This is a genomic window from Niveispirillum irakense DSM 11586 (assembly GCF_000429645.1).
Lineage (GTDB): Bacteria > Pseudomonadota > Alphaproteobacteria > Azospirillales > Azospirillaceae > Niveispirillum > Niveispirillum irakense.
The window spans coordinates 728,190-746,711 of sequence record NZ_AUCG01000016.1; the positions used below are offsets into that span (position 1 = coordinate 728,190).

Annotated in this window: 22 protein-coding genes; 13 read left to right on the forward strand and 9 right to left on the reverse strand. The window is 61.5% G+C overall.

All coding sequences use genetic code 11. From position 1 onward, the window contains the following. Positions 1–4 precede the first annotated feature (4 nt). The gene (locus G473_RS0106925) at positions 5–376 is read right to left on the reverse strand and encodes a (2Fe-2S) ferredoxin domain-containing protein (RefSeq protein WP_029012504.1); all 372 of its coding nucleotides are present in this window, start codon (positions 374–376) and stop codon (positions 5–7) included. Beyond that, a complete protein-coding gene (locus G473_RS0106930; RefSeq protein WP_029012505.1) occupies positions 373–633 on the reverse strand; it encodes a DUF6489 family protein in 261 nt (86 codons plus the stop codon). Before G473_RS0106930 ends, G473_RS0106925 begins: the two co-directional genes overlap by 4 nt. Positions 634–783: 150 nt before the next feature. Between G473_RS0106930 and G473_RS0106935 the strand changes: the two genes are divergently transcribed. The 3 genes from G473_RS0106935 (at position 784) to G473_RS0106945 (ending at position 4,831) form a co-directional block, all read left to right on the forward strand. Beyond that, complete coding sequence (locus tag G473_RS0106935; protein WP_029012506.1) at positions 784–2,829, forward strand: thioredoxin domain-containing protein; 2,046 nt, start codon at positions 784–786, stop codon at positions 2,827–2,829. A gap of 105 nt (positions 2,830–2,934) precedes the next feature. Beyond that, positions 2,935–3,630 (forward strand): dienelactone hydrolase family protein, encoded by a 696-nt coding sequence (locus G473_RS0106940; RefSeq protein WP_029012507.1) that lies wholly within the window; start codon positions 2,935–2,937, stop codon positions 3,628–3,630. A 223-nt stretch (positions 3,631–3,853) separates the two neighbouring features. Then, complete coding sequence (locus G473_RS0106945; RefSeq protein WP_029012508.1) at positions 3,854–4,831, forward strand: quinone oxidoreductase family protein; 978 nt, start codon at positions 3,854–3,856, stop codon at positions 4,829–4,831. Between the two features lie 32 nt (positions 4,832–4,863). On the opposite strand, the gene dnaQ is transcribed toward G473_RS0106945, so the two are convergent. From dnaQ to G473_RS25530, 5 genes are read right to left on the reverse strand one after another with little or no spacing between them, the layout of a single operon-like run. Continuing rightward, the gene (gene dnaQ, locus G473_RS0106950) at positions 4,864–5,541 is read right to left on the reverse strand and encodes a DNA polymerase III subunit epsilon (protein WP_029012509.1); all 678 of its coding nucleotides are present in this window, start codon (positions 5,539–5,541) and stop codon (positions 4,864–4,866) included. Then, on the reverse strand, positions 5,534–6,208 hold the full coding sequence (gene coaE, locus G473_RS0106955; protein ID WP_029012510.1) for a dephospho-CoA kinase: 675 nt from the start codon (positions 6,206–6,208) through the stop codon (positions 5,534–5,536). The genes dnaQ and coaE overlap by 8 nt, the downstream gene beginning before the upstream one ends. Further along, entirely contained in the window at positions 6,205–7,050 is an 846-nt protein-coding gene (locus tag G473_RS0106960) for a shikimate dehydrogenase (protein ID WP_035705518.1), read from the reverse strand. Before G473_RS0106960 ends, coaE begins: the two co-directional genes overlap by 4 nt. A 29-nt stretch (positions 7,051–7,079) precedes the next feature. Continuing rightward, on the reverse strand, positions 7,080–7,697 hold the full coding sequence (locus G473_RS0106965) for a Maf family protein (RefSeq protein ID WP_342665650.1): 618 nt from the start codon (positions 7,695–7,697) through the stop codon (positions 7,080–7,082). Next, positions 7,694–8,590: a pyruvate, water dikinase regulatory protein gene (locus tag G473_RS25530; RefSeq protein ID WP_084437680.1), complete on the reverse strand. Its 897-nt coding sequence runs from the start codon at positions 8,588–8,590 to the stop codon at positions 7,694–7,696. Before G473_RS25530 ends, G473_RS0106965 begins: the two co-directional genes overlap by 4 nt. A 480-nt stretch (positions 8,591–9,070) precedes the next feature. Between G473_RS25530 and hemE the strand changes: the two genes are divergently transcribed. The 5 genes from hemE (at position 9,071) to G473_RS0106995 (ending at position 13,850) form a co-directional block, all read left to right on the forward strand. Then, positions 9,071–10,114 (forward strand): uroporphyrinogen decarboxylase, encoded by a 1,044-nt coding sequence (gene hemE, locus G473_RS0106975; protein ID WP_029012513.1) that lies wholly within the window; start codon positions 9,071–9,073, stop codon positions 10,112–10,114. 14 nt (positions 10,115–10,128) lie between these two features. Then, a complete protein-coding gene (locus G473_RS0106980; RefSeq protein WP_029012514.1) occupies positions 10,129–11,112 on the forward strand; it encodes a hypothetical protein in 984 nt (327 codons plus the stop codon). A 104-nt stretch (positions 11,113–11,216) separates the two neighbouring features. Next, complete coding sequence (locus tag G473_RS0106985; protein ID WP_029012515.1) at positions 11,217–11,771, forward strand: NifU family protein; 555 nt, start codon at positions 11,217–11,219, stop codon at positions 11,769–11,771. A gap of 293 nt (positions 11,772–12,064) precedes the next feature. After that, on the forward strand, positions 12,065–13,150 hold the full coding sequence (locus G473_RS25535) for a glucosaminidase domain-containing protein (RefSeq protein ID WP_051329956.1): 1,086 nt from the start codon (positions 12,065–12,067) through the stop codon (positions 13,148–13,150). Positions 13,151–13,259: 109 nt separating this feature from the next. Further along, the gene (locus G473_RS0106995) at positions 13,260–13,850 is read left to right on the forward strand and encodes a malonic semialdehyde reductase (RefSeq protein ID WP_029012516.1); all 591 of its coding nucleotides are present in this window, start codon (positions 13,260–13,262) and stop codon (positions 13,848–13,850) included. A 49-nt stretch (positions 13,851–13,899) separates the two neighbouring features. Here the strand turns inward: G473_RS0106995 and ddpX are convergent, their stop codons facing one another. Beyond that, positions 13,900–14,457, reverse strand: a complete 558-nt coding sequence (gene ddpX / locus G473_RS0107000; RefSeq protein ID WP_029012517.1) for a D-alanyl-D-alanine dipeptidase — start codon at positions 14,455–14,457, stop codon at positions 13,900–13,902. 79 nt (positions 14,458–14,536) lie between these two features. On the opposite strand from ddpX, the gene tsaB reads away from it, so the two are divergent. After that, a complete protein-coding gene (tsaB, locus tag G473_RS0107005) occupies positions 14,537–15,247 on the forward strand; it encodes a tRNA (adenosine(37)-N6)-threonylcarbamoyltransferase complex dimerization subunit type 1 TsaB (protein ID WP_029012518.1) in 711 nt (236 codons plus the stop codon). Beyond that, complete coding sequence (locus G473_RS0107010) at positions 15,244–15,723, forward strand: GNAT family N-acetyltransferase (protein ID WP_029012519.1); 480 nt, start codon at positions 15,244–15,246, stop codon at positions 15,721–15,723. Before tsaB ends, G473_RS0107010 begins: the two co-directional genes overlap by 4 nt. A gap of 40 nt (positions 15,724–15,763) precedes the next feature. On the opposite strand, the gene G473_RS29840 is transcribed toward G473_RS0107010, so the two are convergent. After that, the gene (locus G473_RS29840) at positions 15,764–16,012 is read right to left on the reverse strand and encodes a sulfurtransferase TusA family protein (protein ID WP_084437682.1); all 249 of its coding nucleotides are present in this window, start codon (positions 16,010–16,012) and stop codon (positions 15,764–15,766) included. A gap of 96 nt (positions 16,013–16,108) precedes the next feature. Here G473_RS29840 and G473_RS0107020 point away from each other — a divergent pair, with 96 nt between their 5' ends. The 3 genes from G473_RS0107020 (at position 16,109) to G473_RS25540 (ending at position 18,506) form a co-directional block, all read left to right on the forward strand. Then, positions 16,109–16,531 (forward strand): Ros/MucR family transcriptional regulator, encoded by a 423-nt coding sequence (locus G473_RS0107020; protein WP_029012520.1) that lies wholly within the window; start codon positions 16,109–16,111, stop codon positions 16,529–16,531. A gap of 274 nt (positions 16,532–16,805) precedes the next feature. Then, positions 16,806–17,621 carry a GNAT family N-acetyltransferase gene (locus tag G473_RS0107025; protein ID WP_029012521.1) on the forward strand — a complete coding sequence of 272 codons (816 nt, stop codon included), beginning with the start codon at positions 16,806–16,808 and terminating at the stop codon, positions 17,619–17,621. A 30-nt stretch (positions 17,622–17,651) separates the two neighbouring features. Then, complete coding sequence (locus tag G473_RS25540) at positions 17,652–18,506, forward strand: lysophospholipid acyltransferase family protein (RefSeq protein WP_035705522.1); 855 nt, start codon at positions 17,652–17,654, stop codon at positions 18,504–18,506. Positions 18,507–18,522 lie beyond the last annotated feature (16 nt).

The following is an 18,522-nucleotide window of genomic DNA, read 5'->3' on the forward strand; positions in this document are numbered from 1 at the left end:
GCGCTTAGCCGGGCTGCCGGGCGGCGAGATCGGCGGGATATTTATCGGTCGGCTGCAGCATCAGCCGTTCCACCCGCTTCCCCTCAATCAGATGGGTCTGCAGGATTTCGTCAATATCCGCCTTGTCGGTAAAGCTGTACCAGACACCTTCCGGGTAGATGACGAGGCAGGGGCCCAACTCACACCGGTCCAGGCAACCGGCATTGTTGACGCGCACCTGTTTGCCCAGGCCCAGCCCGGTGGCCTTCTTCTTCATATAATCGCGGAGTTCATCGGCACCGCGTTCCTTGCAGCAGCCGCGCGGATGGCCCGGCTCCCGCTCATTCGTGCAGCAGAAAACATGGGCGCGGTAATAGAGCGCGGGATCGTCTGTCACTTCCTGGTATCCTTCGGCGTCGTGCCCATGGCCGACGACATTTGCGACCACATCATTTTCTGGAACTGTTCAAAGCCCTGGATACCCATGGGCAGCCAGGTCTTGAACATGGTTTCGGGGTCCATGGCAGCCAGATTGGCGGATAACTGGTCCTGCATCTGGCGCATCAGGGCATCCTGCATCGGCTTTACATCCGGCAGGCCCAGGAAGGCCCGCGCTTCCTCTGGTGTGCAGTCGATATCGACGGTGACCTTCATGGTGCGGTTCCCCCTCACTGGCTGGGGCGATTTTTCCCATACCCTGACTTTGATACAAGGATAAACTACATGCTGGTCATGCGCCTGACGCGAAAGCACGTCATCATGACCGCGTAGAGCGGGCGTGGCAGCGCCTGCAGGAGGAAAAAGATGAACGTGACCGAGCATGCCCCGGTCCCCGGTAACCGGCTGGGGGAGGAAACAAGCCCCTACCTGCAGCAGCACAAGGACAATCCTGTCCATTGGCTGGCCTGGGGGCCCGATGCCCTGGCCCAAGCCCAACGGGAGAATAAGCCCATCCTGCTGTCGGTCGGCTATGCCGCCTGCCATTGGTGCCATGTGATGGCGCATGAGAGTTTTGAGAATCCCGCCATCGCCGGGCTGATGAACGATCTGTTCATCAATATCAAGGTGGACCGGGAGGAACGGCCGGAGATCGACCAGATCTATCAGCAGGCCCTGGCCCTGCTGGGGCAACAGGGCGGTTGGCCGCTGACCATGTTCCTGACCCCCGATGGCCAGCCTTTCTGGGGTGGCACCTATTTCCCACCGGAAGGACGCTGGGGTCGCCCCGGCTTCCCGGATGTGCTGCGGGGTGTGGCCGATACTTATGCGAAGGAGCCGGACAAGGTTCAACGCAACGTCACCGCCCTGCGCGATGCCATGCTGCGACTGGCGGAAGGGCGGCCCGGCAGCGGTATCGGCCCCGATACGCTGCTGCAGGTAGCCGACCAGTTGGTGAATGAGGTAGACCCGAAATTTGGCGGCATCGGCAGCGCGCCAAAATTCCCCCAGCCCTCCATCTTCGAATTGATCTGGCGGGCCTATCGCCAGAATGGCCAGCCCCGGCTGGCCCAGGCTGTGACCCATACGCTGACGGCCATGGCGCAGGGCGGCATCTATGATCATATCGGCGGTGGCTTTGCCCGCTATTCCACCGACGACATGTGGCTGGTGCCGCATTTCGAGAAGATGCTCTACGACAATGCCCAGCTTCTGGACCTGATGTGCTTGGTCTGGCAGGAAACACGCACGCCCCTGTTGGCCACCCGCATCACGGAGACGGCAGAGTGGGTGCTGCGGGAGATGGTGGCAGAGGGCGGTGGTTTCGCCGCCACCCTGGATGCCGACAGCGAAGGGGAAGAAGGCCGTTTCTATGTCTGGAGCGAGGCAGAAATCCGCGGCCTGTTGGCCGCTGATGATGCTGACCTGTTCTGCCAGACCTATGGCATTGAGAAGGACGGAAACTGGGAAGGGCATAATATACCCCACCGGATCGGCCAGACCGGGTTGGGTGATGTGGATACGGAAGCCCGCCTGGACCGCTGCAGGCAGATTCTGAAGCAGACACGGGACACGCGCATCCATCCCGGCTGGGACGATAAGGTTCTGGCAGACTGGAACGGGCTGATGATCGCCGCCCTGGCCCGCGCCGGCCTGCTGTTCGGGCGCGGAGATTGGCTGGGGGCGGCTGTCACCGCCTTCCGCTTCGTTACCACCCATATGCGGCGCAGCGATGGAAGGCTGTATCACAGCTATCGGGAAGGGCGGGCCCGGCATGATGGCACGCTGGAAGACCATGCCAATATGGCCCGCGCCGCCCTGGCCCTTTACGAGGTGACGGGCGAGGGGGATTATCTGGACCATGCCGTCAGTTGGGTGGGGCTGTGCCAGCGCCATTTCCATGATGGGACGGATGGGGGCTATTTCACCACGGCGGATGATGCCACCGCCCTGATCATGCGCCCCCGTCATGCCCATGATAATGCGGTGCCTGCAGGCAATGGCACCCTGGTCGGTGTGCTGGCCCGGCTTTGGTACCAGACGGGGGAGGATGAATACCGCCGGCAGGCCGATGATCTGATCACCGCCTTTGCCGGCGAGGTGCGGCGCAATTTCTTCCCCCTGGCAACATATTTGAACGGGATCGATCTACGGCATAATGCGATCCAGCTTGTGCTGATCGGCCCGCCCGACCGGGAGGATACAAAGGCCCTGCTGGCAGAGGCGTTGCGGCCATCACTGCCCAATCTGGTGCTGACCCGGCTGTTGCCGGGTGCGGCATTGGGGCCACTTCATCCGGCGGCGGGGAAGAATATGGTTAATGATCGTGCGACAGCTTATGTCTGCAGGCAGCAGAATTGTTCTCTCCCGGTTACCGAACCGGCTGAACTGGCCGCCTTGCTCCGCGGTTGATGGCAAGGTGGAAGGCGTCTTTTAAAACAACATGGTAACGCCAACCTTTTTCCTGTGTTGGTGTTTATCATTCTCGATAAAACCTTTGCGAACAGAGGGACTGATATGAGCGACGTGACGATCCAGGCCGGTGATGGCGGCAGCTTCAGTGCCTATCTGGCCACCCCGGCCGGGGGGAAGGGTGCGGCCATCGTGGTGATCCAGGAAATTTTTGGCGTGAATGCCAATATGCGTGCTTTGTGCGACGGCTTCGCCGCCAAAGGCTATTTCGCTATTTGCCCCGATCTGTTCTGGCGGCAGGAGCCGGGCGTACAGATCACCGATCAGAGCGAAGCGGAATGGAAGAAGGCTTTCGAACTCTACCAGGGCTTCAACGAGACGAAGGGCATTGAGGATCTGGCCGCGACGCTGGCCTTTATCCGCCAATATCCCGGTGTGACCGGCAAGGTGGGTACGGTGGGCTTCTGCCTGGGTGGCAAGCTGGCCTATCTGACGGCCACCCGTACCGATGCCGATGCCAGCGTCAGCTATTATGGCGTGGGTATTGAGAAGGATCTGGGTGAAGCATCGGCCATCGTGAAGCCGTTGCTGATGCATATTGCCGGGTCCGACGGCTTCGTGCCGGCGGAGGCGCAACAGAAGATCAGGGACACACTCGCCAACAACGCGCTGGTGGAAATCCACACTTATCAAGGCCGTGACCATGCCTTCACCCGCATCGGCGGTGCCCATTATCATGACGAGGATGCCAAGCGGGCCCATGCCCGGACAGACGCGTTCTTCGCCAAGAACCTGGCCTGATCCTGCCCCACAATCGCATCACGTCCGCGACAGGAAAGATTGACCACTGGTCAATCTTTCCTGTCCCCTCAATCGCCGGCGCCAGCATCCGCTGGCTTGGCTGACGCGGCACAAGCCGCGCGGTGGCAGTCGCCGCCGTACCAACGGTCATGAATTATGACCATTGGTATCATATCGCGAAAGGCCCGCCCCTCCGGCGGGCCTTTTTTCTGGGAGACAGAACATGACCCATGCCATCCGCGTCCATGCCCATGGGGGTCCGGAAATGCTCCGTTGGGAGCCGGTGGAAATCGGCCAGCCCGGCCCCGGCGAGGCTCTGATCCGTCACACGATGGTCGGACTGAACTTCATTGATGTCTATTTCCGCACCGGCCTGTATCAGCCCCCAAGCCTGCCTTTCACCCCCGGTATGGAAGGGGCGGGCGTGGTAGAAGCGGTGGGCCCCGGTGTTGCCGATCTCGCCCCCGGTGACCGCGTTGGCTATGGCAGCGCACCGCTCGGCGCCTATGGGGAGAAACGGCTGATCCCGGCTGATCGGCTGATCAAACTGCCCGACTGGCTGGATGACCTTACCGCTGCAGGCCTGTTGCTGCAGGGACTGACCGCGCAATATCTGCTGCGGCAAACCTATACCGTGAAAGCCGGCGAAACGATCCTGATCCATGCTGCTGCCGGCGGTGTGGGTCTGCTGGTCTGCCAATGGGCGCATGCCCTGGGCGCCACCGTCATCGGCACCGTGGGAAGTGAAGAGAAGGCGGCCTTAGCCCGCGCCCATGGCTGTGACCATACGATCCTGTACCGGGATGAAGATGTCGTGGCCCGCGTCCGCGCCATTACCGATGGCAGGGGCGTGGACGTGGTTTATGACAGTGTTGGCAAGGATATGTTTGACCGCAGCCTGGATTGTCTGAAACGGCGGGGGCTGATGGTCAGCTTCGGCAATAGCAGCGGGCCGGTGCCGCCCTTCGATATTTCCCTGCTGAACAAGAAGGGGGGCCTGTTCATCACCCGCCCCTCCATCGGCCATTATGCCGGTACCAGGGCTGAGTTGCTGGCCATGGCCGATGACCTGTTCGATGTTGTGGGAAGCGGCAAGGTGAAGGTTAATGTGAACCAGAGCTTCCCCCTGCGCGATGCCGCTGAAGCCCATCGCGCATTGGAAAGCCGTCAGACGACAGGTGCCACCGTTCTGGTGGTGTGAGGCCCAAACTCACCCGTGTTTCACGTGGAACATCACTCTGCCAGCCAAAGCGGGGCTTTCATCCCCTTGATGAAAGCCTCATGCGCCGCCAGTTCTTCCGCCGTCGGTGCATGGGGTCGGGCAGGGCGGACAGGGCGGCTGATCACGGTCTGCTGAACCTCAACCTGGATCGACTGGCCGGCCCCCAGGACCAGATCGGGCTGCCGCCCGCCCATCAGTTCCAGATAAACCTCGGCCAGTAATTCGGCGTCCAGCAGCGCGCCATGCAGGGTGCGGTTGGAATTGTCGATCTCAAACCGACGGCACAGCGCGTCCAGGCTGGCCGCCGCACCGGGAAAGCGGCGCCGGGCAATCTTGACCGTATCGGTGACCGGATTGGTCAGCTTGGGCATACCCAGCCGCGCCAGCTCCGCATTCAAAAAGCCCATATCGAAGGTGGCATTGTGGATCACCAGCGGGCTGTCCGCGATGAAATCCAGGAAGTCGCCCACCACGGCGGCAAAGATCGGCTTATCAGCCAGGAAGGTGGCGGAAAGGCCGTGAACCGCCTCCGCCTCTGCCGGCATATCGCGTTCCGGGTTGATATAGACATGATAATGCCGGCCCGTGGCGACATGGTTGATCGTTTCCACACAGCCAATTTCCACCAGCCTGTCCCCGTTCAGCGCATCCAGGCCGGTGGTTTCGGTATCAAGAATGATCTCACGCATGGGGCGGTTTCCAGCGACGGGCAAGAGAAGGCGTATCGAAGCGGGGCCGCTGGCGTGGTGGCCAGATGCGGCCCTGCTGCTGACGGCGCAGCAAAGTGACGATCCGCTGCAGATGTTGCAAGGTGAAGTGTCGGCCAAGGCCGGTGGGAATAACGAAATCAGCCAATTGCCGTTTCATCACATCCGGCATCTGCCGGGCCAGGATATGGTTGAACTTTTCCACCGTCATCCCCGGACGGGCCAGGACACGGGCGCGCTGCAGGGAAGGGGGAGCGGTAACGACAGCGATATAATCCACCCGTTTCCAGCCCCCCCCTTCAAACAGCAGGGGCACATCCATCACCACAAGCGGCACGCCACGCCGCGCCTGCTGAACCAGAAAGGCACGGGATTGTTGCTGGACCAGCGGATGCACAGCCGCTTCCAGCCGGCGCATCGCCGCCGTGTCCCCCAGAACTACCCGTCCCAAGGCCGCGCGATCCACAGCCCCATCCCGAATGACGGATGGAAACAGCTTGGCGATGACCGGCACCGCCGCACCCCCTTGGCGATAAAGGGCGTGAACGGCGGCATCGGCGTCATGCACGGGGCATCCCAGGCCCCGCAGCATGGACGCCGCCGTTGATTTACCCATGCCGATGGAACCGGTCAGCCCCAGAACAATCATGCCGACCCCAGCACATGGGTGCGCAGCGCATCCGTCACCGCCGGGTCCACACCGAACCAGGCATGAAAGCCGGGCCGAGCCTGATGCAGCAACATGCCCAACCCATCCACGACCGGGTTTCCGCGCGCGGCAGCGACGGCCAGCAGGGGGGTGGTCAGCGGGGTATAGACGATATCCGTCACCAGGGCCGAGACGGGCAGGGCGGACAGGTTAATCTCCAGCGGTGGGTGACCGTCCATGCCCTGTGTGGTGGTATTGACCAGCAGGCCCGCCCCTTCCAGGGCGGCATCGCGTTCCGTCCAGTCAAAGACCTGCAGACGCGGATCACCAATCTCCGCGGCCAGTTCCTCCGCCCGGGCCCGGGTCCGGTTCAACAGGCGGATCACCGGCGCCCCTTCGTCCAGCAGGGCAATCAGGATGGCCCGCGCCGCGCCACCGGCCCCCAGCACCACAGCCGGCGCCATCTGCGCGGACCAGGTGACAGGCGCGCCGGCAATCAGGTTTTCCCAGAAACCGAACGCATCGGTATTGCGACCTTCCAGCGTGCCATCGGCATGGACGATAATCGTGTTCACCGCACCGATACGCTTAGCCACGGGATGCAGATGATCCACCAGTTGGAAGGCGGCCTCCTTGTGGGGCACGGTGACATTGCAGCCCATGAAGCCCAGGGCGGGCAGGGCACGGATTGCCTGCTCGATCCGATCGGGCGACACGGCCAGCGGCACATAGGCCCCGTCAATTCCATACTGGTTCAGCCAGAATCCGTGCAGCACCGGGCTGCGGGAATGGCCGACCGGCCAGCCCATCACCCCCGCCAGCAGACCTTTGCCGGTCAACATCTCAAATCCCCTATCAACAGGCTTATCAATCAGGCCGGCAGCAGCCGGCGCACACGCAGGAAATCCAGCAGCGGTAACAAGGGCAGACCCTGAATGGTGAAATGGTCGCCCTGGATCCGGTTGAAAAGCTGAGCGCCCAACCCTTCCACCATATAGGCGCCGGCACAGCCCAGCACCGCATCACCCGCCGCGTCCAGATAGCGATCAATAAACGCATCGGATAAGGACCGCATAGTCAGGCTGGCCTGACCGATATGGTGCCAGACGCGGGCGCCATTATGGAAAACGACGACGGCGGAATAAAGCGTGTGGGTCCGCCCCGACAGTCGGCGCAAATGGTCAGCGGCATCCGCCCGGTTCACCGGCTTGTCAAACCAGTGCCCGTCACATTCCAGCATCTGGTCAGCGCCGATAATATAGGGGCCAGTATATTTGCGGGCGAGCTTGGAGGCTTTCAGATCGGCCAGCGCTTCCGCCACTTCAGACGGGCGCATGCCGGCGGCACGGCCGGCATGCTTCATCTCATCCTCATCCACCCGTGCCGGCTCGGCATGAACCTCAATGCCGGCCGCTTCCAGCATAAGGCGGCGGGACGGGCTGGCCGACGCCAGGATCACCGGCTCCGATGACAGGAAGGCGCTCATCATTCTTGCTCTTCGGTCTTGGGGGGAAGGGTCTGGTCCGAGGCAAGGGGCAGGGATTGGGCCGCGGCCTTGGCCATCTGTGCCATCTGCGGACGCCGTCGGGCCAGGATCATCATCACTTCCGCCGCTGTCTCCTCAATCGACCGACGGGTCACGTCAATAACCGGCCAGCCCTTGCGGGTATAGAGGCGGCGGGCCTCCATCAACTCATCCCGGACCTTTTCCGGATCGGTGTAGTTGGTGTCGTCACCCTGGTTCAACAGGCGCAGGCGGTTACGACGGATCTGGACCAGCCGCTCAGCATCCTTGGTCAGGCCGACAATCAGCGGCCGGGTCAACTGGTCCAGCTCCGTCGGCAGGGGACATCCGGGCACATAGGGGATGTTCGCCGCCTTCACCCCGCGATTGGCCAGATAGATGCAGGTCGGCGTCTTCGACGTGCGGCTGACGCCAACCAGAATGACATCGGCATCGTGCAGACCCCAGGCGCTTTGCCCGTCATCATGGTTGAGCGCGAAATCCATCGCGTCGATGCGGTCAAAATATTCCGCCGTCAACGCATGCTGGCGACCGGGCTTGCTCTGGCTCTGCAGGCCGAGGAAGGCGGCCAGCGCGTTGATCAGCGGGTCCAGCACGGAGATGCAGGGAATGGCCAGTTCGCGGCAGGTATCCTGCAGGCGGTGGCGCAGCTTTTCATTCACCAGGGTGAACATGACCAGACCGGGATTTTCCCGGATACCCTCCACCACCATGTCCAACTGGCGTTCGGTCCGGACCAGATTCCAGAAATGCTCGATCGGCTCGGCATGGTCGAACTGGCTGGTACAGGCGCGCGCCACGGAATTGATCGTCTCACCCGTCGCATCAGAGACCAGATGCAGGTGAAAAACCTTCACCTGGCCTTGCAGGTCAGCCCGGGGGGGACGGGGCGGGGGGGGTGGAAAGGGGGGCGGAGGGGTTGTGGGCATCTTTGGGGACCAATATGGAAGAAGCAGGCATTTACGGGTAACCGGCCTTTTTGATCCCTGGCAAGCAGCCATTTTACCGCCCACTTGCCGGCTTGCGGATTAACCGTGCGGGTTTGGGCTGGAATCAAGGACGAATCACTTTTCCCATTGACTCTATCCCCAAAATCCAACCTGTCCCGAAAGCCAGAGAAACTGCGGCTTACAAACTGTATGTACGCATGTTTTTCCACAGAAGTTTTCCACATGTGTGGACCCATCCCCGATCTGTGGACAAATATGCGGACAAACATGAATTCCCGTTATCCACAGGCCCTACTTCATCTCCAATAAACTTTCTAAAAAAGTACAATAGAATAGAAGGGCATGGGATAAGGTCGCCAAACCGGTTTCATGCAAGCGATGGATAGAATGACCGCATCGATAAACGCCCCGACCAAGCCGATGCTGGCAGCCCTTGCCGGGCAGAAGCTGGAGCGGCCGCCTTTCTGGCTGATGCGACAGGCAGGCCGTTACCTGCCAGAATATCGCCAGGTCCGCGCACAGGCAGGCGGGTTCCTGGATCTCTGCCTCAACCCGGAACTGGCGTGCGAAGTCACCCTGCAGCCCTTGCGCCGCTATGGGATGGATGCCGCCATTCTGTTTTCCGACATCCTGATCGTGCCATGGGCTCTTGGCCAGGGTTTACGGTTTGCGGAAGGGGAAGGCCCCGTTCTGGACGCCATCCGTGATCAGGCTGGCCTGTCCAGGCTGGACCCTGCAGGCCTGCAGCGGCGGGCCGCACCGATTTATGAAACGGTGTCACGCATTCGGGCCGCCCTGGACCCGCGTACCGCCCTGATTGGGTTCGCCGGCTCGCCCTGGACCGTCGCCTGCTACATGGTGGAAGGGGGCGGATCGAAGGAATATGCGCAGGTAAAGCGCTTCGCCTATGGCGATCCGGTCGGCTTTGCCCGGCTGATCGACTTGCTGGTGGACGCGACCACCGATTATCTGGCCGCCCAGGTGGAAGCCGGCGCGGAAATCCTGCAGCTTTTCGATAGCTGGGCCGGTGTGTTGAGCGCCGCCGATTTCCGGCGGTTCTCCATCGAGCCGACGCGGCGCATCGTGGCGGCGCTGAAGCAGCGCTATCCCCATGTGCCGATCATCGGTTTCCCGCGCATGGCGGGGCTGAACCTGGAAGCCTATGTTGCCGCCACCGGTGTGGATGCGGTGTCACTGGACCCCGGCGTGCCCCCGGAATGGGCGGCCAAGCACCTGCAGCCCAAGGTGACCGTGCAGGGCAATCTGGACCCCGTATTGCTGCTGACTGGCGGTCAGGGGCTGGATGATGCAACCAACCATCTGCTGCAGACGCTGGGGCAGGGGCCGTTCATCTTCAATCTCGGCCATGGCATCATCAAGGAGACGCCGCCGGATCATGTGGACCGGCTGGCCAAACTGATCCGTGGCTGATTATCAGGGCAAACGTGCTGCGCATTGCATTGATCCTGCTGCAGGCGGGGGGGCCGGCTGAAAAACCGGCCTTCAAGGCCTGGCAGGCGGATATATGCCGGGCTCAGGCAGGAGCGGGGCTGGCCGGGTGGCTGCGGCGCCTGCAGGCGGGTGGTGCCGCGTCTCCGCCGCCGGTAATGCCCTATGGGCTGGATGAACTGGCCTTCGGGCTGGAACAGGCATTGTGGGATCAGGGGGCGCTGCAGGTCTTCGCCGCGCCCCACCTGCACCGCACCATCCTGGACCCGCTGGCGGGGGCTGTGGCCGCGTGGCAGGCAACGGAGATGGTGATCCTGCCCCTGGACCCGTTCTTCACGCCCTGGCGCAATGGCGCGGCCCTGCAGGCCTGGCAACAGGCCGCATCGGCAGCCGGCTTGGGCAGCGTGCCCAGCCGCAGGCTTTGTTGCCACCCCACGGACCCGATGCTTCTGCGCGCCCTGGTGCGCCGCCTGCAGCCCCATCTGCCAGCGGATAAAGCCCAAGACGCGGCTCCGCTGGTGCTGCTGCTGACACCCTGGCCACTGGGCCGGGAGGAGACAGAGACCGGCCCCTGGCAGGCGCGGCAGCTTGCCCGTGAACTTGCCCTGGCCACGGGCCTGCAGGCAGACAATATCTGGCTTTCCCAGGCCAGCCCCAAGGGCATGCGCCTGGGGGGTGCAGTGCCGGGCCTGGATATCATGCTGCGCCGGCTGTCCGGCCGTAAGGTGGTAGCCCTGTCCGTGACTTCAACACCACCGGACCTGCAGGAACGCGCCGCCTCTGCAGGGGTGGATCTGATCATTGCTGATCAAGCGGGAGCGCTCGCCCCGCTGGCTGATGATGTCGAACGGCTGGCCCATCTGGTCCGCCAGATGCGTGTCGTACCGCCGGGAATCCGTGCCGCTTTTGGCAGGCGGCAATGCGCTTCCGGCCTTGCCGCCTGCCCCTATCCATTGGTGGTGGACCCTGCCATGCGCTGAGACGCTTGATTCCGCCGCCGTTCCGTCCCACCTTCGGCGCAATGACTGGCGCCATGATGGGCGCTGCAGGCCGTATCAGGCCGACGCATAGGGATCGCCACTCCATGTTCATCCAGACCGAAGAAACCCCCAACCCGGCGACGCTGAAATTCATCCCTGGTCGGGATGTGCTGGGCAGCGGTACGGCTGATTTCACGCAAGCGACTGAAGCGGCTGGGCGCTCGCCCCTGGCAGAAGCCCTGTTCGCCGTGGAAGGGGTAACCCGCGTGTTCCTGGCCGGTGATTTCATCACCGTCACCAAATCTGACCAGCGGGACTGGTACGTGATGAAGCCGGGCATCCTGGGCGCCATCATGGAGCATTTCGCCGCCAACCGGCCGGTTCTGCTCTCTGCCCTGGCGGATGATAACGCGATTTCCGAAGATGATGACGAGATCGTCGCCCAGATCAAGGAACTGCTGGATACCAAGGTCCGCCCGGCTGTGGCCCAGGATGGCGGCGACATCACGTTCCATGGTTTTGAACGCGGTATCGTCTATCTGACCATGAAAGGCGCCTGCGCCGGCTGCCCCAGCAGCACGGCTACCCTAAAGTCGGGCATAGAGAACATGTTGAGGTACTACATTCCGGAGGTTGTCGAAGTTCAGCAAATCCGGTAATGTCACCCAATCGCCAAAATTTTAGCTAATTTGGCGGGCAGAAGCAGTGCCGGGGAGCCGTGCTCCTCGGGGGTATTTGCAAACCCCACCCGGCACCGGTTTCCCGGTCACGAGAGGCCCGAAGGAGGTCGACCGGTTACCAGTGCTTCCGCTTTGGCCAGCCCTATTTTGGGCATCCATGGCCAGTTTACGGAGTTTGCTCCGGCAACGGGAATAAAAGGCGGGCTATCCCGGGAACGGGAAGCGGTGCCGTTTGTTCCCTTCGGCTTGGACTATACAGGGGTTTTACAAATATGCAGACAGACGCGAACGAGGGCCGGTCCGGCCCCCGCTATACGGCTGTTTGTGCCGGTTTCCTGCTGATTGTGGGGCTTATCCCGTCCATCATGTTCACCTGGGCATCCGGGTTGGCGATGGATCGGGGGGCACGTGAGCTATTCTTACCGGTTTTGCGACCGGCTGTTGCCCAGGCGGCGGTTCCCGATGGGAAAGACCAGCCGAAGGGGGACGAAGCCCAGATCGTGGCAGAGGCGTTCTCGCTCGATGCCCGTTCGGTGATGGAACTGTTTCATCAGCGGGATTATCATATCGAACAGGTGCGCTCTGGGGCGCTGCAGGTGCCGCGTCTGGTGTTGAGCGATCTGCCGACCGGCCTGAAATCCCTGTCCAGTGCGGATGACCGCAAAGCCGTCTTCGTGAAGACGCTTTTGCCGATGATCCTGCTAACCAATGAGAAGATCGAGAAGGACCGCCAGCGCCTGCAGCGCCTGCAGGTGGTGCGGGCCAACGGCCATGCTTTGTCCGCCCCGGACCGGATGTGGCTGGCCTCCATCGCTGAACGCTATGGCGTGAAAGCCGATGGCGAGGTCAATATCAAGTCGCTGCTGCAACGGGTCGATATCGTTCCCGCTTCCCTGGCGCTGGCCCAGGCGGCGGAAGAAAGCGGCTGGGGCACCTCCCGGTTTGCCCAGAAGGGCAATGCGCTTTACGGGCAACTCACCTGGAATGCGGAGCATCAGGGTATCGTGCCCCGTAACCGCCGCCAGGGTGAAACCCACCGGTTCCGGGCCTTTGATGATCCCAAGGCCAGCATCGAAAGCTATATCCATAATCTGAACACCCATCGCGCCTATACCCAGTTCCGCCAGATGCGGTCAGGCCTGCGTGGCCAGGGCAAGGTGCTGGAAGGTGCGCAACTGGCCAGCGCCCTGGTCAGCTATTCGGAGCGGGGGCAGGATTATGTCCGCACCATCCGCAGCCTGATCCGCGTGAACGCCCTTTCCGATTTCGACCAGGCGGTGCTGCGGGACGATATGGGGGAAGAGGTGCTGCGTCTGGCCAAGAAGGTGGAGCCGATCACTGTTGCCATGCGGCGGTGATTGTTCTGCCAATGGCAACGGTTTTTCCTGATCCCTGAACTTGCCGGACCTATAGGGCCGGGTCATAAATCTTTCCGACGCTGAATTTTCAGCTTTTTGAGGAAATGAGATGACCCAGACGCTTGATGCTGCAGGGCTTGACCTGCTTTTCCGCGAGGCCCGCACGCATAATGCCTGGCAGGATCGGCCTGTCGATCCGGCCCTGCTGCATCAGATTTACGATCTGGTGAAATGGGGACCGACCAGCGCCAATTGTGAGCCGCAGCGCATTGTCTTTCTCACCTCGGCCGCTGCCAAGGAGAAGCTGCGCCCGGCCCTGTCCCAGGGCAATCTGGCCAAGACCATGGCGGCACCTGTCACTGCCATCCTGGCCTATGACATGCAGTTCTATGACAATCTTCCCCGGCTGTTCCCCCATGCCGATGCACGGTCATGGTTTGTGGGTAATGATGCGGTGATCGAGGCGACGGCCTTCCGGAACGGGTCGCTGCAGGCCGGATATTTCATCCTTGCCGCGCGGGCGCTGGGGCTGGATTGCGGGCCGATGTCCGGCTTTGACGCCGATCTGGTCAACAAGACCTTTTTCCCGGATGGCCGGTTCCGGGTCAATCTGCTGTGCAATCTGGGTTATGGCGATCCGGCGGGTCTGCATCCAAGGGGTCCGCGCCTGGATTTCGCGGATGCGTGCGATATCCTTTGAGGATGAACGCGGTTGGCACCTGTTTTCCGGCAGGTGCCAACCGGGAATTTCAGCCACCCATGATTTTTGGTCCCAAGGCGCCATCTTCGACCAGCGGATAGCGGGCGGCATCCGGCAACTGATAGTGCCACCATTCGCTCTCATAATGGTCCCAGCCGGCAAGGGCCATCAGCCCGGCCAGCAGTGCGCGGTTGCGCTGAATTTCCGCCGGCAGGTCGGCAGCGCCATGATAGGCCAGCGGCCGCATGTCATCGAAGCCGGTTCCCATATCCAGCATCACGCCATCGCGACTGACCAGGGTGAGATCAATGGCGACGCCGCGCCCATGGTTGGATCCGATCCGGGGATCGGCAATGAAGGTGGGATCGGGCAGGGCATGCCATAAAGCCCACTGGGCCGGCGGTGGCCGATAGCCATCAAACAGATGCAGGCGCAGCCCCAGCCCGGCGGCCAGATCAATCGCCCGTGCCAGCGCTGCGGCTGCGGCCGGGTGCAACAGGCAAAGCGGCTGCGCATAGATCGGTCTTCCCGTCAGATTATCGGACGTGGCATAGCGGATATCCAGATCGACATCGAAGACGGGCGGCGCGATGGTCGTGAAATACATGGATGGAATGCCGGTCCTTGAAAAAGGCAGGTGATCCTGTCTATCGGCCATCTGCCCCTTTGGGAACAGGAAAGCAATCATGATCACCCTTGGCCTTGATACGGCAACCAGCGCCTGCGCCTGCGCCCTCTGGTCGGCGGATCAAGGACGGGTGCTTGCGGCCCAGGCCGAACAGATGGAACGGGGGCAGGCTGAGCGGTTGGTGCCCCTGGTACAGGCGGTTCTGGCTGAAGCGGGGATCGGCTTTGGTGACATCGATCGGATCGGGGTCACGGTGGGGCCTGGCACCTTTACCGGATTGCGCATTGGGCTTGCCGCTGCACGGGGTTTTGCCCTGGCGGCGGGCTGCCCGCTGGTGGGGGTCACCACGCTGGAAGCGGCGGTTGCCGGCCTGCAGCCGCTGCCGGCGGAAGGGATTATCCTGGCGGTGATTGAAAGCCGGCGCGAGGATCTTTTCGTCCAGCCCTTTTCCACCCAGGGGGAGGTACTGGGCGAAGCCGTGGATATTCTGCCGGTGGATTTTCCCGCCTATGCTGCGCGCTTCGGCAATGATGGCCCATTGACGCTGGTTGGTGATGCCGCCATCCGGGGCGCAAAGGCGTTGGAGGGTGTGTCAGCCCCTCTCCATGTTGTGGAAACCCAGGGAAGGGCGGAGGCGCTGGCGGTGGCCCGGATCGTTGCCGGGCTGACAGCGCCGGCGATCGCTTCGCGGCCCGCCGATCCTTTTTATCTCCGTCCCCCCGATGTCAGCCTGCCCAAGGACAGGCTGGCGAAAGGGGCGCAGGCATGACGGGACAGGATAGGCGCATCGTTGCGGCCTCACCGGTCCATGTGCCGGTGATGGCAGCGCTGCATGCCAGCGCCTTTGCCGATCCTGCCATCAGTGGGCCGGCCTGGGATGCCGATAATCTGGCGGCGCTTATGGCCATGCCGGGGGTTTATGCCCGCATTCTGCTTGCCGGGGAGGTTCCCGTGGGCCTTGCCCTGTGGCGTGTCGCGGCGGATGAGGCGGAATTGCTGACGCTGGGTGTCGATGCCGCGGCACGTGGTAAGGGCCATGGCCGCGAACTTCTACGCGATGGTATCGAACTGCTACATTATTTGAAGATGGATAAGATTTTCCTCGAAGTTGCCGTTTCCAACAACTCCGCCATTTGCCTGTATCTTTCCGCTGGTTTCACCAGTGTGGGCCGGCGCCCCGGCTATTACCGGCACGGGGGGGTTGCAGTGGACGCGGACATTATGATGCGGCCTCTGCACGAATAGATAAGCAGTTGAAAGGTCTATATCTGGCAAATAGATTTCATTAGATTTTATTCACAAGCAGGCGATATGGGCCCTGCGGAATATCTGGATTTTCAGGTTGAACGTCAGACACATGATAACCGTGTTCACGAAGGCTTGCCGGTACATTCTGAAGCGGTTCACCAAAATTCATTCTGACTTCAAGCACTTCACCAGCCTGTAACCTTTCAACGGCTAGTTTTGTCCTGACGAATGTCATGGGACAAACAAGCCCGGTTAGGTCCAGAAAGTGATGACCGGACTTTTCCATAAAAATTGTTCCTCTTCTTTGGCTTTAAAACGTTATTGCACATCACCTGGATAAGACTTATATCACGGGTGAGTTCCTTATCCGGAGCAATGATAGATGACCAGCGCCTCCTCCTCGCCCGAACTTTTGTCTCTCACCACAGAGATAGTCGCGGCGCATGTTTCCAACAATACAGTTGCCATCAATGATCTTCCGGCGCTGATCGAACATGTGTATCGCACCCTGTCCAATATCGGCGCGGAGCCGGTGGTGCAGAGTGAAAAGCCGCAGCCGGCCGTCGCCATCAAGAAATCCGTGACGCCCGAATATATTATCTGCCTGGAAGACGGTAAGAAGTTGAAGATGCTGAAGCGGCATCTGAAGACCGCTTACAACATGTCGCCGGAAGAATATCGCGACCGCTGGAGCCTGCCGCCGGATTATCCGATGGTCGCCCCGAATTACGCCAAGCAGCGTTCGCGTCTGGCCAAGCAGATTGGTCTGGGTACGCGCGCCCGCCGGGGTGGCGAGGACGAGTAATCCTCCCCCGATAGGTGAGAAAAAAGGGCCGGCCCAATCCGGGGGTCGGCCCTTTGGCTTTTTTAAGCCATGATTTCGCGCTTCTCTGTTTGATGTTTGCGCGTCGCTGCGGTTAAGTTTTGATGATCAGGTCTTCCATGACGACAGAGTCGGTTGACCGGGTGCCGCCGCTTTGTGATATGGCAATATCCGACAGCAACCGGTGCCTAAGCCCGGTTCGTGATGTCGCGGGATTGGTCTTCGGCTGCGGCCGATATCCAGATGATGTGAGAGCATGGCTGACATCACGACAGATGCCCTGATTTCCGGCGAGCTTCGCTTCGGTAATCTGGAAGTTCGGCTGGCTGAAACCGCGGCCGAGGTTCATGCCGCGCAGCTTTTGCGGTTCCGCGTCTTCTATGAGGAGATGCAGGCCCGTCCGACGCCGGAAATGGCGGCGCAGCGGCGCGATTACGACATGTTCGATGAGTTGTGCGATCACCTTCTCGTGATCGACCACAATGTGGGCACTGGTGCTGATGGTGTGGTTGGCACCTATCGCCTGATCCGCCGGGCCGCAGCGGCCCGCGCGGGCTCGTTTTATTCCTCCGACGAATATGACATCTCGCGGATTGAGGAATATCCGGGCGAAGTGCTGGAACTGGGCCGCTCCTGCGTGGATCACGCCTATCGCAGCCGGGGAACGATGCAGTTGCTGTGGCGCGGTATCGCTGCCTATGCCGCGCATTATGACATCAAGCTGATGTTCGGCTGTGCCAGCCTGCCCGGGACCAATCCCAAGGCGCTGGCCCTGCCGCTCTCATATCTCTACTACCATCATCTGGCACCGCCGGCCCTTCGGCCCGTGGCCTTGCCGCATCGCTATGTCGAAATGGCGATGATGGAAGAACATGAGATTGATCCAAGGCGCGGGATCAACGAGGTCCCCCCCCTGATCAAGGGATATCTCCGTCTGGGTGGCTTCGTCGGCGAAGGGGCTGTGGTGGATCATCAGTTCAACACCACAGACGTTTCCATCGTGGTCAAGACCGACCTGATCACCGACAAGTATCTTCGGCATTATGAGCGGCGCGGCAGCTCCCTCCTGTAAGGGCAACGATATGGCGACGGGCGGTTGAGTATGGAAATCGGCTCGGCGTTGCGCGGTGTCCTGCGGCTGGCTGTCTATGGTGTGTGGACGGCAATCTGCATTCCGGTTCAGATGGTGCTGATAAGGCTCAGCGGCCGGGCCAAGGCCCGGTTTCCCCGCTTCTACCATCGTTCCTGCCTGAGGCTTCTCGGCCTGTCGGTAACGGTGAAGGGAAAGGCGGTAGAAGACAGGCCCATCCTGTTCATCGCCAACCATTCATCCTATCTCGATATCCCGATCCTTTCTTCCCAGCTTGCCGTCAGCTTTGTCGCCAAGTCGGAAGTGGGAAGCTGGCCGATTTTTGGCCTGCTGGCGCGGTTGCAGCGCACGGTCTTTGTTGATCGCCAGGCACGGCATAAGGCGGATGAGCAGCGGGAGTCCATTTCTGGCCGCCTGCAGGCCGGGGATAGCCTGATCCTGTTCCCGGAAGGGACCAGCAGCGATGGTAACCGCACGCTGCCCTTCAAAACCGCATTGTTTGCCGTTGCCTCTACCCGGATCGGCGATCAGCCCCTGACGGTGCAGCCGGTCAGCGTTACCGCCACCCATATGGATGGCCTGCCCCTGGGCCACACCTGGCGGGCGCTTTATGCCTGGTATGGCGACATGGAATTGCCGCCCCATCTTTGGCAGCTTTTGTGCCTGGGCGCGCGGATTAATGTGACGGTGGAGTTCCACCCGCCCGTGACATTGGCCGATTTCAGCAGCCGTAAGGCCCTGGCCGACCATTGCTGGCAGGCGGTAGCTGCAGGCGTGGAACGGGCTGTGCGCGGTGGTGACCGGCCGCCTGTTAGCGGGGCACCTGTGAAAGCCCCCTCTCCGGAAGGGCAGGCCGCCGTCGCCTGATGCGGGGTTGGCTTTT

Bases quoted from the DNA above. Each gene is read 5' to 3' on its own strand.
- G473_RS0106960 (WP_035705518.1), bottom strand. From the start codon at position 7,050: ATGTTGACCGGCAAAGGTCTGCTGGCGGGGGTGATGGGCTGGCCGGTC.
- G473_RS0107020 (WP_029012520.1), top strand. From the start codon at position 16,109: ATGACCAGCGCCTCCTCCTCGCCCGAACTTTTGTCTCTCACCACAGAG.
- G473_RS0106985 (WP_029012515.1), top strand. From the start codon at position 11,217: ATGTTCATCCAGACCGAAGAAACCCCCAACCCGGCGACGCTGAAATTC.
- hemE (WP_029012513.1), top strand. From the start codon at position 9,071: ATGACCGCATCGATAAACGCCCCGACCAAGCCGATGCTGGCAGCCCTT.
- tsaB (WP_029012518.1), top strand. From the start codon at position 14,537: ATGATCACCCTTGGCCTTGATACGGCAACCAGCGCCTGCGCCTGCGCC.
- ddpX (WP_029012517.1), bottom strand. From the start codon at position 14,457: ATGTATTTCACGACCATCGCGCCGCCCGTCTTCGATGTCGATCTGGAT.
- G473_RS29840 (WP_084437682.1), bottom strand. From the start codon at position 16,012: ATGGAAAAGTCCGGTCATCACTTTCTGGACCTAACCGGGCTTGTTTGT.
- dnaQ (WP_029012509.1), bottom strand. From the start codon at position 5,541: ATGCGTGAGATCATTCTTGATACCGAAACCACCGGCCTGGATGCGCTG.
- G473_RS0106930 (WP_029012505.1), bottom strand. From the start codon at position 633: ATGAAGGTCACCGTCGATATCGACTGCACACCAGAGGAAGCGCGGGCC.
- G473_RS0106995 (WP_029012516.1), top strand. From the start codon at position 13,260: ATGACCCAGACGCTTGATGCTGCAGGGCTTGACCTGCTTTTCCGCGAG.
- coaE (WP_029012510.1), bottom strand. From the start codon at position 6,208: ATGATTGTTCTGGGGCTGACCGGTTCCATCGGCATGGGTAAATCAACG.
- G473_RS0107010 (WP_029012519.1), top strand. From the start codon at position 15,244: ATGACGGGACAGGATAGGCGCATCGTTGCGGCCTCACCGGTCCATGTG.
- G473_RS0106945 (WP_029012508.1), top strand. From the start codon at position 3,854: ATGACCCATGCCATCCGCGTCCATGCCCATGGGGGTCCGGAAATGCTC.
- G473_RS0106935 (WP_029012506.1), top strand. From the start codon at position 784: ATGAACGTGACCGAGCATGCCCCGGTCCCCGGTAACCGGCTGGGGGAG.
- G473_RS25535 (WP_051329956.1), top strand. From the start codon at position 12,065: ATGCAGACAGACGCGAACGAGGGCCGGTCCGGCCCCCGCTATACGGCT.
- G473_RS0107025 (WP_029012521.1), top strand. From the start codon at position 16,806: ATGGCTGACATCACGACAGATGCCCTGATTTCCGGCGAGCTTCGCTTC.
- G473_RS0106965 (WP_342665650.1), bottom strand. From the start codon at position 7,697: ATGATGAGCGCCTTCCTGTCATCGGAGCCGGTGATCCTGGCGTCGGCC.
- G473_RS25540 (WP_035705522.1), top strand. From the start codon at position 17,652: ATGGAAATCGGCTCGGCGTTGCGCGGTGTCCTGCGGCTGGCTGTCTAT.
- G473_RS0106940 (WP_029012507.1), top strand. From the start codon at position 2,935: ATGAGCGACGTGACGATCCAGGCCGGTGATGGCGGCAGCTTCAGTGCC.